The sequence below is a fragment of the Cyanothece sp. BG0011 genome (assembly GCF_003013815.1).
Lineage (GTDB): Bacteria > Cyanobacteriota > Cyanobacteriia > Cyanobacteriales > Microcystaceae > Crocosphaera.
Window position 1 is genome coordinate 1 of record NZ_PRLH01000023.1, and the last position, 15,908, is coordinate 15,908.

The following is a 15,908-nucleotide window of genomic DNA, read 5'->3' on the forward strand; positions in this document are numbered from 1 at the left end:
ACAAGGCATCAAAGACTTTGTTGATATCAAGGGCTGATTCTTCAATTCTTTGACAACATCGCACTAAATTGTAGCTATTGCCCTGGGCCACAGAGGTTAGCAGAAACTCGACTTGCGTGGGATTAAGCTCCTTTGTCACTTCATAAACAGTATTTACCTTGAGTGGATCATCTCCGTCTTTGTGGCACGATACCTCAAAGAGAAGTTGAATCGAATCGCGCATCCCTCCTTTAGAACTACGGGCGATCGCCTCTAAGCAATTTTCGTCAATGGAAACCCCCTCTTTCTTAGCTATGTCTTCTAGTCGGTGAGCCACTTCGGTTTGGGAAATGCGTCGAAAGCGAAGGGGTAAACAGCGACTCCTCACTGTTTCTAGCATTTTGTGAGGTTCGGTGGTTGCTAGTAAGAACTTGGTATGGTTGTTGGGTTCCTCTAGGGTCTTAAGAAAAGCATTTTGTGCAGAATTACTAAGTTGATGGGCTTCATCAATGATAAATACACGGGTACGCGCAGAGAACGGAGCATAGCCCGCATCAGCAACTAACTTTCTGATATCATCGACGCCATTATGCGAAGCGGCATCAAGCTCTACAACGTCTAAGCTATTACCGGTTTGAATGGCTTTGCAGTTCTTGCACTCGCCACAGGGTGTTGTGGTGACTTCTTCCTCACAGTTGAGACTCATGGCAATAATCCGAGCCGTGCTGGTTTTTCCTGTGCCTTTAGGTCCAGATAACAACAAGGCTTGAGGTACGGAATCTTCCGTGATTAATCGGGTTAGCACCTTTTGTAGGGAATCTTGTCCGGTCAAATCATTGATTGATTGAGGGCGATATTTTAAGTGCCACGGCTGAAACCCTTGTTTCGTTTTTGCAGTAGTCATAAGCTTGACTCCTAATATCTTTATCAAGATGACCAGCCGCTAGGCTCCTAACATATCAAAAACTACCCGCAGCAACCACGATTTTGTATAAGAAAAATAGTAACTGCTGCGGAAGGTTGTGATTCTTATCCAGGCTAGAATATAGCCCTTTTACGATGCCCTAAACTCAGCTACTTTTTCATGCTTAATTTCGTCGGGATTTTGTCGGAAAAAAGAAGAGGCCGAAGCCTCCCCTTTCCTATCTAGTCGATGAATGTTACGTCGATATTGCCATCCGGCTTAATCGTTATTTGAGTTGTTTTGCCGTGTGGGGTTTCCCACGCAAGAAACTTCTGTGCTAATTCAGCTATTTTCTGGCGGTTCGCGTAGTCTTCGTCGTGAATCACAAGATTAATGAGTTGATTAATCTCGCTCGAAAACATTTCGCGTTGCATTTCGTAGCCAAACTCATCAGTACATTCGCTTGTGGTAAAGTAAGTATCCATAAGTAAACGATTGAGTGTCTCGGTACTTGTTTCACTATCTTTGGTGACGAGTAGAGTGATGTTCTCAATGCCTTCCCAAAATCCATCATCGAGTTCCGAAATGAAAGCAATGTCAGTGGATAGTTTATTGGCTATAGGTTCTTTATCTCCTTCTTTGTCCAAAGTGAAATAGATGATTCTGATGTCGTCAGGGCGCTGAAACTTGGTACTTCCCATGCACCGTTCTAAGGGTTCTTTCTCGTCTCCTACTTGGACAATGACCGAAAAGTCTACAATTTTCGTCAGAGACTGATACCAAGAATACCCTGCATAATCGGGATCAGGCTCTAGGAGAATCCCGTTCCCTGATTGTTTCCACGCATGATCGAAAACATGGTAATCAGCAAGGTCATAGGTTTCGTCAGTCACATCGACCAATAAGCATCGGTCATTGACATCGACTAACTCTCCGTTACAACCACTGTAATTATCCAGGCAATAAGGAACCCAGGTGTATAACTTAGGTTCCGCTTCAGGCAGGTCAACACCTAAAGTCTTTGCTTTTTCCCATGACTGAAAAGGGAGCCGATGTGCATATAACGTGCGGATGTACTCGTAAATCGTGCGCTCACACTCCACTTGAAGTTGGGCTAGAAACTCGTTTTGCACGACTTCTTTCTGCGCAGGTAAGACGAGCTTTAATTCAGGGCAATCAATGACCTCAATCCGTGTAGTCAGGTATTTTACTCGATAAATTTCACGGGCTTTACTGAGAAGAATATGAGGGAAATTTTGTTCTACCGTCAGACCATGAAAATTTATTTCTCCGTCATGCCAGCAGTAAGTTTCCTCAACCACACCGATTCTTAGCCCTGACCACTCTTTGATAAACAAAGCGCCTTGTAAGAAATCACCTCGTTTTACCTTATTGCGTTGGTAATACACAGGTAACGGGTAATACTTAGTCGCCTTTGTAACTGTTTCTGCAAGGCTTTCAGCTTCTTCTTGAGTAATAGCAAAATCAATTCTTGTACCATTACTGAATCCTGTTTCTTCGATTGCTACTGGAATTTTCCCGGTAAAGGCTTCTGACGTGATATTTACTCTTTTTCCATTAGCCTTGATTTGGCATCCTCGGTTTGCTAACGAGAATAGTCCGCATCCCGCAGGATTTTCTGATTCTTGGATCTCAGAGTCCCAATCACTTCCACCAAGAGCTATTCTGACATCCTCTTTGAAAATGCCTTCTCCATCGTCCATGATAGAACAAAAGCGCATACCGTCTTCGATATAGGTTCTAATCCAAATACAGGAGGCTTTTGCTCTACGGGCATTCTGTAGAAGTTCGTTAAGAATATGGTTCAATCCTGAATTGAAAAAGTGTTTAGCTTTTTCTAAAACATTACTATCGACTGTGATTTGAAAGGTTTGCATGAATTGCCCTCCCATAGTTGCTTTTCAAACCAACCCTGCGCTAGCAAAAAAAAAGGGCGATGAAACATGACTGTGTATTACTCTCTATTGCAGACGGGGTAAGGAATATAGCTTCCATAGCAAGTTCTATTTCTCTTATAGAAAATAGTCCTTGCTGCGGAAACTTTGTCAGGCGATCGCATCGATAAGTGTTTTGTCCTCGCTCAGTTCCCAGACAGAATTGATGAGCCAGTCATAGTCACTATCCGTTGGATTTCCGTCGCTTTGTTCACTGATGAAGATTTGCAATTCGGTGCTTTCGATAACGGTTTCTAGGGCTTCTTCATCCCCTCTGGTGAAAGGGGACACTAATTCGGGATTGTTGGCTAGGTAATCGACTACGTGATTTTTGAGTGATTCCATCAGTTTGCTCCTTTAAGCTTATTTTTCACTTGTGGTTGGCGCTAGCCTGTCGTTTTTGGCAACTTTTTCGCAGTTTGCACAAATTTCTGAATTGGTAAACATCTTTCGTTTTTCCGATTTTTTCTCTATGAGTTTGAGTAAGGGCAAATACTCAATAGAGTTCCTCTTTACAAAATCGTCGTGATATTGCAGGTCTCTTTTTATTAGGTCTAGTCCTGCTTGAAACCCTATCCATCCATTCGTCAATTCTAGTGTTGGATTGGCATCTTGTTCGTCGCAAAGTTCATCGAAAAGAGTCATAGCTTCTTCTACGTGGTCGATTATTTTTGCGGCTATGTCTTTCAGGGTCATTTTTACGCGATCGCGAGTTCGCTTCCTTGCTTCTATCCAGTAAATTGAGGACCACGTTTCGTTAAAGACCTCTGCTAATTTAGCAGCTATTTGCAATTCCAGTAGAATAGAAGCAGCAATCTCATTTCCTTCGTATATTTCTTTTAGTCTGTCTACGGCTACCTCAATGCAAGCTTTCTGGACAATTAGTCGCCCGACAGGGATTCGGTCTGAGAATTCTCTTGTTGGTGGCATTTTTTGATTCTTTCTAACTATCGGACCAACCAACGCTAGTGGTAGAACAACATGACTAAAACTTTGCCGAAAAGGATTAGCGCAAAAAATGAAGCCTCTAAAAGAGTCTACGATTCGTAGACCGAAAAAAGTTATAACCTAAGTTATTAATTCTAATATCAGCTTTTATTCCGCAACTGATAAGCGTTCAATAGTTAGTAAAAGTATAGTCAAATATAGACAGACTAAATTTCATTGCAGAAATTTCCTTCGCTTTTACTTTGAGAGATTGATTCTCCTGGGGTGAACTACGCACCTCTCTATCCCATAGCGGTTAAACGCATTTGGGAATGCTTTTCTTAAAATGTTGTAGGAACCGATTACATCAGACTGGATGAGCAAACCTTGATCAGTTTTATACAAACCTCGCTTAATTCTTTTCCCCGTAAAGATTGGCTTTTCGGTTTCTTGCCCATAGACGGGAAGAGGATCTAAATTTAAAAAATTGGAAACACTGGTATAGGATTCTTCTTGAAGAATTACTGAAATTCCTACCAATTGACACTTATAAGTAATCATGTCAATTAATCTAGCATGAGGAATAGTCACAAATTTTTGATTATTGACTTTTCCCAACTTAATTTCTTGTTTCCAACCTGGATTATAGCCAATTACTAATGTTCTAATCTCTTGGGACATTAAAAAATTCACGAGATAACGACTAGCTTTATGAAGATAATCATCAACTTTCTGATTTCGGCATCTAGTAAGATGACGAATTCTTTGAGAGTGTTTTCGATTACCTTGAAGTAGGGATTGTAATTTTGAGCGACGTTGGTTATAAAATTGATTTAAGCTTTTTAACGGTCTGCCATTAATCAACAAAGGAACAAAACCCGGTTGATTTGAAGTTACAGCCATCAAATTATCTACACCTAAATCCATAGCACCTATATGGTCATTTTTGTTTAGGAACTGTTTATTGGCTTCATAGATTACCTCTATTACATAACAATCACATTTGGGAACAATTCTCACTTCAGCTATTGACTGGCCTACTTTAGTGGGAAATTCAATAGTGGTTTTCGATGGTTTAATCAATCCTTTTTTTAGAGAGACTTTACTAATGGCTTGAATGGTATAAACTAATAAGTTTCTGCCCTTTTTTGGATTTTTATAACCTGGGATTTTTGGTTTCCCTTGAAACTTTGACTGATTCTCTTTATATTCTGATAATCCTCTAAAAAATGATTTCCAGTTTTTTTCTAATCCTCTTAATACTTGCTGTGAAACTTTAGCCGGTAAAGCTTTATACTGTGGAGTCTGTTTCATCAGAGAATCCATCTGATTATAAGTTAAATAGCCATGACCATAAATAAAATTTTGACGAATTATGTAATTAGCTGCATTATACAAATTTTTGGACTGCCAAGATAATTCATCTATCTCTGCCCAAAACTTGTGTCCTTTCTTAATAATATGTCTTTCAACTAATTTCATTTTTTCCATTTGCTCTTAACTCCGCTTTAACGAAGTCAGAAGTCAGAAGTTGTTTTTGAGACAAGGATTTAAGCCTCGCCTCAAAAACGTGTCGCTTTAAAAAGCCAGGTTTTAGACCCTATTCTCTCGATAATTTTCTCTGTCAAAATAATAATTGTGCCAGTTGGTGATTGATAACCTGTCAAAATACCTTGTTTCCACCACTTCCAGGCTGTTCGATAACTTATTCCCGCTTTTTTTGCATAGTCTGAGAGCTTCATGTTTATATATTACCATGAATGACTATATTTGGCTATATTTTTATTGAAAGTTTACGATACTTCCGCAGCATCCGCTATAATTTATAAGAGAAATAGTAGTTGCTGCGGAAGCCTCAAACAAAGTAATACCAAGATTTTCAGCATTATTAGAAATCGAACATCTTTGTCAAAAATATAGAGTTACCCACGACATAGTGAGTAACTTTATACCTAAAGGATTTGGTCACTAATATCCGCAGCAACCACTGTATTCTATAAGAGAAACAGTAGTTGCTGCGGAGTGCTAAAAGTCTGTTGCTAAGCGGGTTTGCGAGAGGTTACGCTGTGTATTTACTGACCAACTCGTCAAGCCCACCATCAACACCTTCGGCAAGTGCCTTGATTGCCCATCCGGTGTCAGTCCGATAAATTTCAGTCAAAATCACAGAAGTTTCTAGGGTAAATTCCTCATCGAGATCGAACCGCAACACTTCTTCTTTGGAACTCACGTTGACTACCCTTAGAAAAGCATTTTCGACCATGCCGAAATTCTGATTTCGTTGTTTGGCCCGATGGATTGTGACAGTGATAACCAACTTGTGGATATAATCAGGGACTTTTCTGAGGTCAAACAAGATTACTTCGTCGTCTCCTTCTCCTGCACCGGTTAAGTTATCACCCATGTGTTCTATACAAACTTCGCTGTCAGGGGATTTCAAATTGTTGTAATAAACAACATGATGTTTGTCAGGTAACTTTCCCTTTTCATTGAGCATAAACACGGAAGAGTCTAAGTCGAAGTCGTCTTCTGTCGTATCTGGACTGTCATCTTTGTTAACATTCCAACCCATTCCCAACATGGCGGCAACCAGTTCAGGTAATGCTTTTTCTAAGTCTAGTTCGATGCCTTTAGTTAATTCGATCACGGATCAAAACCTCTATTTTTTGATTTTCCAGACACCCCTGCGCTAGCGGTATTAGTTCTAGCTATATTAATAAGTACAGATAGCTAGAACTAAAGACCTTTCTAGATGATTTTCCTAGCGACAGCCTCATCGATTGATTCTCTACTAGCCGCTTCTCTGGCGTTATTCAGCAATTCAGTGGCTGCTTTGATTTGTCTCTTGATGGCCAGGAGTCTGTTTCTTTTTTCTATTCCAGATCTGCCTTTGATATTTCGCTGATCGTCGTTCCTTGACAGGTGAATCACTTTTACCTTATTGTGCTTAATTTGTGGCTCGAAAATAGCTTCTTTGGCGGTTAGCTTATTGTACTCGTAGTACCCATAAGGCCGCTTCACCCTGTACCGATGTGCTTCTACTCCGATAGGAGCGATGTATCCTTCATCTAGTTCACTGATCGTTGATTCTAGTAAAGAAATTGCTGTTTGAAGTTCGGCTAAAGTGTCTGTTACTCCTAAACTTTCAGGAGTTTGGGCATCCCCTCTGCTAAGAAGAAGACACAAAGCGGCTTGTTCTTGATTGATACGGATTCTCTCTACAATGCGGCGATTATTCTCTAATCGAGCCTGATAGAGTTCGATTTCTTCTTCTTCCGTCAATTTCGTGATTAATCCGCAGACATCTTTGTTAGGGCAATCTTCTGGGGCTAAATCCCATTGCATCATCATTGATGCACAGCTAAATCCGTAGGCGCACTGTTTTATAGGCATGATACTTAGTTCTAGCTATTTTTATAATATTATATAGCTAGAACTAGGAATAAAAACACAACCACAGGGTGCCTGATCATACCAGATTTTAAGTCACTAAGCTTTTTGTTTATAAAGTTTCTCAGCGAGTACATCCTTATATTTAATGACCCTCCAATGTAAGCCACTGTCTCGAATCCTTGCCAATACCGTATCTAATTCCTGGTTTTCATCTACGAATAAAATAGCGTGAGAAGCGTATTCGATGACTTCTTCAATAACGATATTTTTGGCGTTTTCGCCGTGATTGAGTAAGTTGGGGACAAACCGGTGTGTACCTAGTTCTCGTTTCCGAGCATAAAGATCAATAATTCGATTCAGAGATTTGGAGTGGAGAGAAACCAATTCGATGTCGGTATGGTTTTGAAGAATTTTATCTAGCGAGCGCTCTAATAAATAATAATCTCCAAAGCCATCGCTTGCAGCAATAACAACTTTCAGCATCGTTTCTTTCTCTTAATTTCTTGCTGATAAGCGCTAGCTACGAATTTCAAGATTTAAAGTTTTTAATAATCGCTTTGTTAATAGTTTCCAATCCACTTTTGATAAAGCCAATTGTACTAAAGCGTCGATGAATTCAGCTGATTCAGAAGGTGTTATTATTTCTGGAAATAGATCATATTTGTACTTGACGTAATTAAAATCAGAAGAAGTTTCTTTTGATTTTTCTCCTAAACAAATTTTAAATAGTTTTTTACTGAATTCATCTTCTCTCACATCAGAAGGAAACCATTGGTACCAATATTTTAATTGTTTTAGAAAATTTTCATCGTACCGTCCTTCATCCTCTAAATAGTAATGCTTTAATTTATATTTTATATAATCTAGTATTATTCTTGTTTCTCCTAAACTTTGAGTTACATTACTATATCGATCTAGAGATTCTTTTTGTAAAGAACAAGTATACGTTGTATCAGATCGGGGGTTAGGAGTTTACAATCTAGGACTTTTTTTAACTATTTGCTTTAGCGATAGTTTCCATTCATACGCTGTTTCTTTAGTGGGATACTCCCCCACTAATTTTATTAACTTTTTCTTAGTTTTATCTTTTAAGTCTGTTTGTACTCGGTTTCCGAGTAAGGTAATTGCTTGTTCTAGTTCTTGGTTAATATTAGGTATAGTCGGTGGTAATCTTAAGCTATTTTCTTGTTTATTCATTATTTTTGTGTAGAAGTAATGTAAACTTCAATAATATTTTTAAGTTTTATTTTTATGTAGTTGTTACTATTTTTTCTTCAATAACTTTCTTTACTATTTAAAATATTAACAAACTTTTAAAATATTTTATATCTTCTTTTTGATAGATCATATACTAACAATAAAATACTCTTTTCTGCTTCTAATTTTACTATGTATATTTGATATATAAAGAAAATATTTCAATTTTTATGATAAAAAGTTCTTTTCTAAAAACTCTAAAATACTCTTTTCTAATTCAGTCAGCCAAGGTCTATTAATTTTTCCTAATCCTGCCAAAAAATCCCTAGTTGGTTGTTCGATATCATCTAGCTTTATTTTCGATATGAGATCGCTTAACTCCTTGATTTCCTTCTGTTGTTCATTGGAGTAGGGTAATTCTTTGAGATTTTCTGGTTTAACTTGATATTCCCCGTCCCATAGTTGCACAGAGCAACTAAAATCATTCACCGCAACAATAACAGCCCAACAACCGCCTTTTCCTTTGAGGTCTGAGTTCCCTTTGACAACAATCTGAGCTACTTCCCCCACACGCCACGGGTTCGGTATTTTCTTCTGTTGCTGCATATTCTGTACAACTTCTTGGACAATACGGGCTGGAGGGACGAATGCCGCCAGCTTGGGTTATGGCTTCACTCCAGGCTTCTACTTGTTTTAATGGCTCTAAAGCAGTCAGAGGGCGACATTGACTAGCAGTGGTAGGTAAAATCAAATTTTCCGCATCTTCATTATTTTGGGAACAATTTGTTCCCATTTTCAGATTGTCAACCACACCTGCAGCCGCAATCAAATAATTAACGTGCCTTCTGGTGAAGCTAAATCTATCCTGGCAATAATCCTCAAATGTTGAGTGGGTCGAACGATATAATTTATCTGTTTTTAGTTTGGCTAAAGCACATCCAGCTACATAAAAAGCACGTTCTACCTGACGTTCTAGCCTTAATCGTTCTTTTTGTTCGGAGTCAGTCAAATCCTGCAACTCCACGACTCCCAGAACAATAGATTTAACTGCTTTCGATTCTTGTTCAACCATAAGTTTGTACCATCCTTTTTAGAACAAATGTCAGCTAAAGAACAAGCCAGAAATGATGTAGGACAGTTCTCAGAAAGACCCGATAGCCTTCACCGCAAAGTTATTGGAATTAGATTATCTAAACGGAATTACCCTAAATTTTTAGAACTGGCAGAGGCAAAGGGACTCAGACCCACTGAACTTGCAAGGGTCGCCGTTGATGAGTATTTAGAGAGAAATACCTCTGATTAACTTATCTCGTCGAGTAGATTACTCTGTTGCCCTTCGATGACATCTAACCCATCGTTAACGGCTTTCTCAACGGCAAGTAGAGCCTCAGCGGATATCTCAACTACTTTCTGCCAGCCTTGGTTTATGCCTTGCAACAGACGGACTCTTAAGTGGACACGGTTTTTCTGATTGGATTGCGGATCTAAGTAGACAAGGGTTCCGGGTTGTATTTCCACTCCATCAACTTTTCTCTGTGGTCCTACATATTTGTAAACTTCTTGGTTGACCTCAGTGGCAGCGATCGCATCAACTTGGCGTTGTTCAACCGGTTCCAATGCGGTGTACGCAGCTACGCAAAGTTCTGGGTGTTGCTTCTGTACCTGCTTGAGTTGAACCCAGGTTTGACAGGCTAGAAGTAGGGATTTTAATTCATCAAGTGTTGGCGATGATTGTGTTTCATCTTCTGAATCGGGAAAAGCCGCCCAGATTCGAGGCCAATAATTCGGGTATTGTCCGTCAAATCCATCGATACCATTAATTTTTTCTTCTGCTTCGCTTAATAAAGCAAGCCATTCATCGCCAGTATGAAGAGAATTATCTCGTTCCAAATTTTCTAGCAATTTCATTAACCACTCGATGTCTGCATTAGTTTCAGATAGTTCACTATTTGGTGGTTGGTGAGGGGTTTGAGGGGGATCACCAAGGTCTATAATGCTTGTATCATCAAGATTCGTATCAGATTTATTGGTGTTTTGGTGATCTTTTATAGGCCCATTTGAATAAGTAGAATAAAAGTCCTCTTGTTGTTTATTTTTACCTTCAAGTAATTCAAAAACTGAGAGGTAAGTTTCCTCATCAACTTCACCAACTTTTTTGTGAAATAGTGATTGTATATTAGTTACAGAACTTGGTGATGTCCCCAAGTTTTCACCTAACATACTATTTTCACCAAGTTTTTTAGACTCGTTTAACCCATTAATAACTAATCTTTCTTGATAGGGTACATAGCGCATCGATTTACCATTTCCTTGAAGTTCACCATAACCACAACTGGCTAACACTTGAAAATACTTGTGGCGAATTTTGTCAGTGGCTATTTTTTTGAGGGCATTGAATTTCTGTTTGGCCCAGGATGCACTAACCCCCTTTTTCGTTTGCTGATAAAACTCAAGTGCATTGGTATGAATCTTGAGCAACATTCCTTCTAGTTTGTTATGGGGATCGTTATGGGCCCAAATTAATTTTTGTTGACCCAAATAGAAGGAGGCGATTTCGATGGCATCTTTCATGGTTTGCCCATTAACCACTAATTTGGGTTTTTTCCCCCTCAGTAGAGAATTCACCAGATGCAACCATAAGGCCAAGCGCAAAGTATAGGTTTCAATCTTGGCGTACACTAAACTAAACCCAAAGTTAGACTCTCTCCGGGTGGCATCGACAAGGGTATGGTTCCATGCTTGGAACAGCACCTTAGCATCGTAATCTAACAAGTAGTCTTGTTTGGGTAATTTCCCCATTTGTTCATAAAGCGATCGCAAAGCTTTTTGCAACTTTTGGACCCCGTTATTTTCAGAGAGTAGATTTAAAAATCTTGGAGGAGCTTCCCCTATACTGCACAATAAAAAGCGGGCCATGTACCCTGATTCGACAAACCCCTCATTATTCATTAATTGAGCTAAAGTGTCCCATTGAATACTTCCCGTTTTACTGAGTGCGGTTCGTCTGATGAATAATCTGGTATCGCTGCGATCGTAACTCACATGGCCCCCATTAAATAGGGCGAGTTCTTGCTCCCTGTCATCCCCTTGACCTTTCTTAAATTGATTGAGACGACGGTAATCACTGGCTAATTCATCGATGTATTCTAATAAGCCTGCTTCATGAAACCTAGACAAACCTGGACAGGCTTGTTGTTCAATTCCTGCTTCAACCAAGGGAGACGGCTCCTTCTTGTCCACAGGCGTTCACCGATAAGCCATCGGCATTCTTGATCCAACCTTCGATATTTTTTGAGGCGTTGAGATCCCTGTCCATAACTTGGCCACAATTTTGACAATAATAAACTCTTTCAAATAAGGGCATATCTTGTATATTTCCGCAGACTGAACAAGTTTTTGAACTGGGGAACCACCTATCTACTATGGTTAACAAAAAGCCAAAACATTCTTGTTTATAACTCAACAATTCTCGAAAACGATACAATCCTAAATTAGATAAGGCATCGGATAATTTGTGGTTAGCCATCATCCCTTTTATGTTTAAATCTTCTATGAGAATATGTTGATAAGTTTTGGCCAATAATGTGGTGGTTTTTTGCAGAAAATCTTCTCGAATGTTGGTTATTCTTTTATGCTTTTTTCTTAGTTTCTGGTAATATTTAACCGCATTTTTAGATGCAGAGATTCCAGAACGACGGTTGCTGTGTACCTTATTTCTGTTTCTCCATTGTATCTTTCCTAGCTTGGTTTTCGCTTTTTTGATGGAAGATGGAGCCTCCAAGGTGTTTCCGTCACTAAGAGTGGCAAAAGTTTTTATTCCTAAGTCAATTCCTACTTTTTTATGGCAGTGTTTCATCTCAGGTCTTTTACAAGCTGAAACGGCAAAACTTATATACCATTTCCCTGCAGACCTCGATATAGTAAAGGTTTGAGAAACACAGTTATAAGGGATAGCCTCTTTTAATCTGAATGTTCCCAAAGTAGGAATTTTTATCTTTTTTCCCTCCTTGACTAATACCTTACCGTTAGAACTATCTACTGTAAAACTACAGTGATCTTTCTTCTTTTTAAAACGAGGTAAGTCTGCTTTTATTTTAGGCTCTCTCCAACGGGAAAATGCTTTTTTCAAGTCCCTAAAAGCATTCTGATAAATGCGAGATGAATATTTATTTGTCCATAAATATTCTGTTTGCTTTTTAGTAATGTTTGTAAAGACTTTCTTGATAGCATCTAACCGTTTTGAGTCACTGCCAGAAATTTCGGGAATATCCCAGGTGGATTTGAGTAAAGATAAGCCATGATTGTATACAAAGCGAGAAAAGCCAGCACAGCCAGCAAAAAAGCTCTTTTCTTTGTTATTCAGCTTTAATTCTCTCTTAATTGCGTACATGATTAGCTCTTTTGTAATGTTTTGACACTAACTCCTGCTAAATCGGCAAATTCACTTGGTCTATAGTGCATCCTAGACATTCTGTACAGGTATGTCGAGTATTGTACAGGTTTTTGTCTTCTAGAAAAAGCTCTGTTGCTATTTTGCTTCTATTCCTTTAGAGAGTCATGTGACGTTAATTGGAGTTTCTGTCGCTGAAAATGCAGAACGACTCACTTATCTATCCATTAGTGAGACATAAAAAGCTGAGTCGTAAATTTCTCTGCGAACAAAAAATATTGCTCAAAACAATTGCTACTCTTTGGCGTTTCTTTTTGTCCAAATCCCCAAAAGACTAACTGTGATAATGCCAAATAAAACCCCTGGTTCAGGAACAGATGTAGGTGAACTGGCAAAGCCAAAGAAAATGACTCCCGGATTCGTTCCTACCAAGTCCCAAGTGCCATCGGTGAGATTATAGCGAGCAATTCCACCCAATCGCTCAGAAGGGGTATCAGGATCATTATCCGAGTCAATAAAATTAACATTGCCGAATAAAGTATCAAAAGACCCATCTTGATTCGTATCTACCCCAGTCAGTGCAGCAAATCCACTGTAGATAGAGCGATCGCCAGAAGTTACCGCTCCTACCGAACCGACAACGGCAGCCTCTCCTGTGTCAGGACTAAAGTGAATTAAGCTATCAGTATCAAGATCCACGCCGTAAAGTTGATTTTCAACCGAACCAAGGCTAATAATAAAAGGCTCTGCTGTTCCTAGTGTTGAACCTCGTGCTTCATCGATCGCATCTCCAACCTCTGTCGTACTTCCTTTAGGAATTGTCATCCCCGTAGTCAAGTCAAGGGCATTAATTTGCTGAGTGTTGAAGTTGCTATCAAAAGGGATAAGAAATCCACGCTGGTCGTCGAGAATGTCAAAACCGGTGCTAGTGAGTCCATTGGCACTACCAATCGGGGTTAAATTGGCTGTTAGCGGATCGATTTCTACCAATTGTCCTCCCGACGCAAAACCAAGTAACCGTTGATTCAGCGTTCCGGCAAGGGCTGAAGGAAGACCGGTTGTTTCAGGGGATACCGGGGTAGCGATCCCTGTATTAGAGTCAATGGCGTAGATAAAGTTTTCTCGAATATCATCATGCTCACCAGGTACCGCAGGAATGAAACGCTGTCCTGAAGCATAAATTGTGGCAGCTTGAGCTTGACCGACTGACAACAGTAATCCGAACGCCATGAGGACACACTCACTGGCTGTCCGTTTGCTAAAAATCTGATTGATCACTGTTTAACCTCTTCTAATCAAACCTTTACATTTTCCGAGTCCCATCAGTGAAACCAATCCTAGTCCTACAAGGGTTGTCGGTTCAGGGACTTGACTGGCAATCATTCGTTGTCCGAATTCATCCCCTGCTGTTGGGTCATCTAATAATTCGGCAGTGGTTCGGGTGAAAAATGCCACATCTAAATGACTACCAAAACCAATTTCTAAATCGGGAAAATCATTGCCCCGGTCGGTTAAATGAACGTGAGGAATCGCAACACCGTCTGACCCGATGGGTGCGGCTGACCAAAAATTCAACCCCTCAGGTTCGTTTTCGTCAATTAACACATACTCCCCAATATCAATCCCATTGGGTTCGTCAAAAGAACCATCCTGTAAAATTGTTCTCGTTGTTGTGTCGAAATTGAAATTAAAATTGGCATAGGTCAAATGATTATCGATAAATTCTTTGATGAGATTGCCCTCTGGGTCAAAAAAGGCAATGTCAAAAGATTCAAGATCATCCTTTCTAACAATGCCATTGTCATAATCTTTGGTTTCATCATAGCTAAATGAACCCTCAGCCCGATAACCAAGGATTTGCCCAGTCCATGACAGTTGGAAGGTGACAGCTTGGGCTGGATTTTCAGCCCAGAAAACTAGACTTGTCACCACTCCAAAGACTGATACCTTAATACTTTGCCGACAATCGAACATCTTGTCTTCTCCTAAACAAAATGAGAATAATAATCATTCTTATTTTAAGCATGAAAATTATGGTTGTTTGAACTATTATTGTTAAAAAAATCTAAAGCTTTAATCGTTGGACGAGGAACGGCTATGAGCTATGAACAATGCTCGTTTCTCCATTAGGGTGATCGATTAGAGTAATTCCCTTTTCTTGTAATTGTTCCCTAAGGCGATCGCTTTGGGCATAATCTTTGACTTTTCTGGCTGCATTACGTTGTTGAATCAATTTAGTAATTTCTGCCTCATCGAAGTTCTGGTTATCTTCTAAATTGGCTTCAGATTTAGCTTCTAATCCTAAAATCTCTGCTAAATGAACTAAAGTTTGCCATTGTCGTTGTAACTCTTCCCTATCAGTATCGGTTTTACCTTCATGGGTTAACAGATTTCCTTCACGACGGAGATTTTTAGCGAGTTCAAACAAAACCGCTAATCCCCCAGGAGAGTTAAAATCATCGTCCATTGCTGCTTTAAATTGTTCTATAACAGCAGAGTCAAGTTCTTGGTTTTTCTGCCAACCTAATCTATCCTCATACTTTTCCCCAAAGCGTAAACCTTGCTGTAGAGTCTGCCAACCATTGGTAGCTGACATGATCGCCTCTTCAGTAAAATCTAAAGGCTTTCGGTAATGTGCCTGTAAAACAAACAATCTAATTACCATTGGATCGAGGGGACGATTTAATAACTCACGAATTGTGGTAAAGTTCCCCAAAGACTTAGACATTTTTTCCCCATTCACCGTTACCATGCCATTATGCAACCAGTATTTAGCCAGGGGTTTAGCATTGGCAGCTTCTGATTGGGCAATTTCATTTTCATGATGGGGGAACACTAAATCCCCTCCACCACCATGAATATCGATGGTTTCTCCTAACAATGCCCTCACCATAGCAGAACACTCAATATGCCAACAGGACGACCCTCACCCCAAGGAGAATCCCAAGCCGGTTCTTCTGGTTTTGCACTTTTCCAGAGAGCAAAATCTGAAGGATGTTTTTTCTTAGTTTTTTCTAAGTCGTTAACGGCTACTCTACCACTAGCCCCGCTTGCATCATTGACTGGCTACGTCCAGAGAGTTTGCCATATTCTCCAAAGCTTCCACATGAAAGTAAACGTCTCCATCCACGGCATAAGCATAGTTTTTATCGAGCAATACCTG

General features: G+C 39.6%; 15 protein-coding genes and 3 pseudogenes. 1 reads left to right on the top strand and 17 read right to left on the bottom strand.

The window, feature by feature from the left end; translation table 11 throughout:
- The 12 genes and pseudogenes from dnaX to C4E06_RS04575 all read right to left on the bottom strand — a co-directional run.
- On the bottom strand, nucleotides 1–883 hold an 883-nt coding region (gene dnaX / locus C4E06_RS04525), incomplete at its 3' end, for a DNA polymerase III subunit gamma/tau (protein WP_107667009.1).
- Between the two features lie 242 nt (nucleotides 884–1,125).
- A complete protein-coding gene (locus C4E06_RS04530; RefSeq protein WP_107667017.1) occupies nucleotides 1,126–2,781 on the bottom strand; it encodes an ATP-binding protein in 1,656 nt (551 codons plus the stop codon).
- 168 nt (nucleotides 2,782–2,949) lie between these two features.
- The gene (locus tag C4E06_RS04535; protein ID WP_107667010.1) at nucleotides 2,950–3,183 is read right to left on the bottom strand and encodes a hypothetical protein; all 234 of its coding nucleotides are present in this window, start codon (nucleotides 3,181–3,183) and stop codon (nucleotides 2,950–2,952) included.
- 18 nt (nucleotides 3,184–3,201) lie between these two features.
- Complete coding sequence (locus C4E06_RS04540; RefSeq protein ID WP_198648312.1) at nucleotides 3,202–3,768, bottom strand: hypothetical protein; 567 nt, start codon at nucleotides 3,766–3,768, stop codon at nucleotides 3,202–3,204.
- A gap of 255 nt (nucleotides 3,769–4,023) precedes the next feature.
- Entirely contained in the window at nucleotides 4,024–5,247 is a 1,224-nt protein-coding gene (locus C4E06_RS04545; RefSeq protein ID WP_107667018.1) for an RNA-guided endonuclease TnpB family protein, read from the bottom strand.
- A 146-nt stretch (nucleotides 5,248–5,393) separates the two neighbouring features.
- A pseudogene (locus C4E06_RS29455) lies at nucleotides 5,394–5,507 on the bottom strand (IS607 family transposase); the annotation flags it as partial.
- A 317-nt stretch (nucleotides 5,508–5,824) separates the two neighbouring features.
- Entirely contained in the window at nucleotides 5,825–6,412 is a 588-nt protein-coding gene (locus C4E06_RS04555) for a TerD family protein (RefSeq protein ID WP_107667011.1), read from the bottom strand.
- 101 nt (nucleotides 6,413–6,513) lie between these two features.
- Nucleotides 6,514–7,158 (bottom strand): hypothetical protein, encoded by a 645-nt coding sequence (locus C4E06_RS04560; protein ID WP_107667012.1) that lies wholly within the window; start codon nucleotides 7,156–7,158, stop codon nucleotides 6,514–6,516.
- 96 nt (nucleotides 7,159–7,254) lie between these two features.
- Nucleotides 7,255–7,641 (bottom strand): DUF2493 domain-containing protein, encoded by a 387-nt coding sequence (locus C4E06_RS04565; RefSeq protein ID WP_107667013.1) that lies wholly within the window; start codon nucleotides 7,639–7,641, stop codon nucleotides 7,255–7,257.
- Between the two features lie 489 nt (nucleotides 7,642–8,130).
- Entirely contained in the window at nucleotides 8,131–8,355 is a 225-nt protein-coding gene (locus C4E06_RS27615) for a hypothetical protein (RefSeq protein WP_198648314.1), read from the bottom strand.
- Nucleotides 8,356–8,583: 228 nt separating this feature from the next.
- On the bottom strand, nucleotides 8,584–8,844 hold the full coding sequence (locus C4E06_RS27620) for a hypothetical protein (RefSeq protein WP_198648315.1): 261 nt from the start codon (nucleotides 8,842–8,844) through the stop codon (nucleotides 8,584–8,586).
- Nucleotides 8,837–9,427: a hypothetical protein gene (locus C4E06_RS04575; protein ID WP_198648316.1), complete on the bottom strand. Its 591-nt coding sequence runs from the start codon at nucleotides 9,425–9,427 to the stop codon at nucleotides 8,837–8,839. Before C4E06_RS04575 ends, C4E06_RS27620 begins: the two co-directional genes overlap by 8 nt.
- 27 nt (nucleotides 9,428–9,454) lie before the next feature.
- On the opposite strand from C4E06_RS04575, the gene C4E06_RS04580 reads away from it, so the two are divergent.
- Nucleotides 9,455–9,658 (top strand): hypothetical protein, encoded by a 204-nt coding sequence (locus C4E06_RS04580; protein ID WP_107667014.1) that lies wholly within the window; start codon nucleotides 9,455–9,457, stop codon nucleotides 9,656–9,658.
- Here the strand turns inward: C4E06_RS04580 and C4E06_RS04585 are convergent.
- From C4E06_RS04585 to cysS, 5 genes and pseudogenes are all read right to left on the bottom strand, one after another.
- A pseudogene (locus tag C4E06_RS04585) lies at nucleotides 9,655–11,511 on the bottom strand (DUF3987 domain-containing protein); the annotation flags it as partial. The gene C4E06_RS04580 and the pseudogene C4E06_RS04585 overlap by 4 nt on opposite strands.
- Before the next feature lie 52 nt (nucleotides 11,512–11,563).
- Nucleotides 11,564–12,745 carry an RNA-guided endonuclease TnpB family protein gene (locus tag C4E06_RS04590; RefSeq protein WP_107666397.1) on the bottom strand — a complete coding sequence of 394 codons (1,182 nt, stop codon included), beginning with the start codon at nucleotides 12,743–12,745 and terminating at the stop codon, nucleotides 11,564–11,566.
- A gap of 294 nt (nucleotides 12,746–13,039) precedes the next feature.
- Nucleotides 13,040–14,023 carry a PEP-CTERM sorting domain-containing protein gene (locus C4E06_RS04600; RefSeq protein WP_107667015.1) on the bottom strand — a complete coding sequence of 328 codons (984 nt, stop codon included), beginning with the start codon at nucleotides 14,021–14,023 and terminating at the stop codon, nucleotides 13,040–13,042.
- Nucleotides 14,024–14,026: 3 nt separating this feature from the next.
- Nucleotides 14,027–14,719, bottom strand: a complete 693-nt coding sequence (locus C4E06_RS04605) for a PEP-CTERM sorting domain-containing protein (protein WP_107667016.1) — start codon at nucleotides 14,717–14,719, stop codon at nucleotides 14,027–14,029.
- A gap of 121 nt (nucleotides 14,720–14,840) precedes the next feature.
- Nucleotides 14,841–15,908 (bottom strand): annotated as a pseudogene (cysS, locus tag C4E06_RS04610) (cysteine--tRNA ligase); the annotation flags it as partial.

Excerpts from the sequence above, each read along its gene's own strand:
- C4E06_RS04540 (WP_198648312.1), bottom strand. The coding sequence starts at position 3,768 with ATGCCACCAACAAGAGAATTCTCAGACCGAATCCCTGTCGGGCGACTA.
- C4E06_RS04605 (WP_107667016.1), bottom strand. The coding sequence starts at position 14,719 with ATGTTCGATTGTCGGCAAAGTATTAAGGTATCAGTCTTTGGAGTGGTG.
- C4E06_RS04535 (WP_107667010.1), bottom strand. The coding sequence starts at position 3,183 with ATGGAATCACTCAAAAATCACGTAGTCGATTACCTAGCCAACAATCCC.
- C4E06_RS04575 (WP_198648316.1), bottom strand. The coding sequence starts at position 9,427 with ATGGTTGAACAAGAATCGAAAGCAGTTAAATCTATTGTTCTGGGAGTC.
- C4E06_RS04580 (WP_107667014.1), top strand. The coding sequence starts at position 9,455 with ATGTCAGCTAAAGAACAAGCCAGAAATGATGTAGGACAGTTCTCAGAA.
- C4E06_RS04545 (WP_107667018.1), bottom strand. The coding sequence starts at position 5,247 with ATGAAATTAGTTGAAAGACATATTATTAAGAAAGGACACAAGTTTTGG.
- C4E06_RS04565 (WP_107667013.1), bottom strand. The coding sequence starts at position 7,641 with ATGCTGAAAGTTGTTATTGCTGCAAGCGATGGCTTTGGAGATTATTAT.
- C4E06_RS27615 (WP_198648314.1), bottom strand. The coding sequence starts at position 8,355 with ATGAATAAACAAGAAAATAGCTTAAGATTACCACCGACTATACCTAAT.
- C4E06_RS04530 (WP_107667017.1), bottom strand. The coding sequence starts at position 2,781 with ATGCAAACCTTTCAAATCACAGTCGATAGTAATGTTTTAGAAAAAGCT.
- C4E06_RS04590 (WP_107666397.1), bottom strand. The coding sequence starts at position 12,745 with ATGTACGCAATTAAGAGAGAATTAAAGCTGAATAACAAAGAAAAGAGC.
- C4E06_RS04560 (WP_107667012.1), bottom strand. The coding sequence starts at position 7,158 with ATGCCTATAAAACAGTGCGCCTACGGATTTAGCTGTGCATCAATGATG.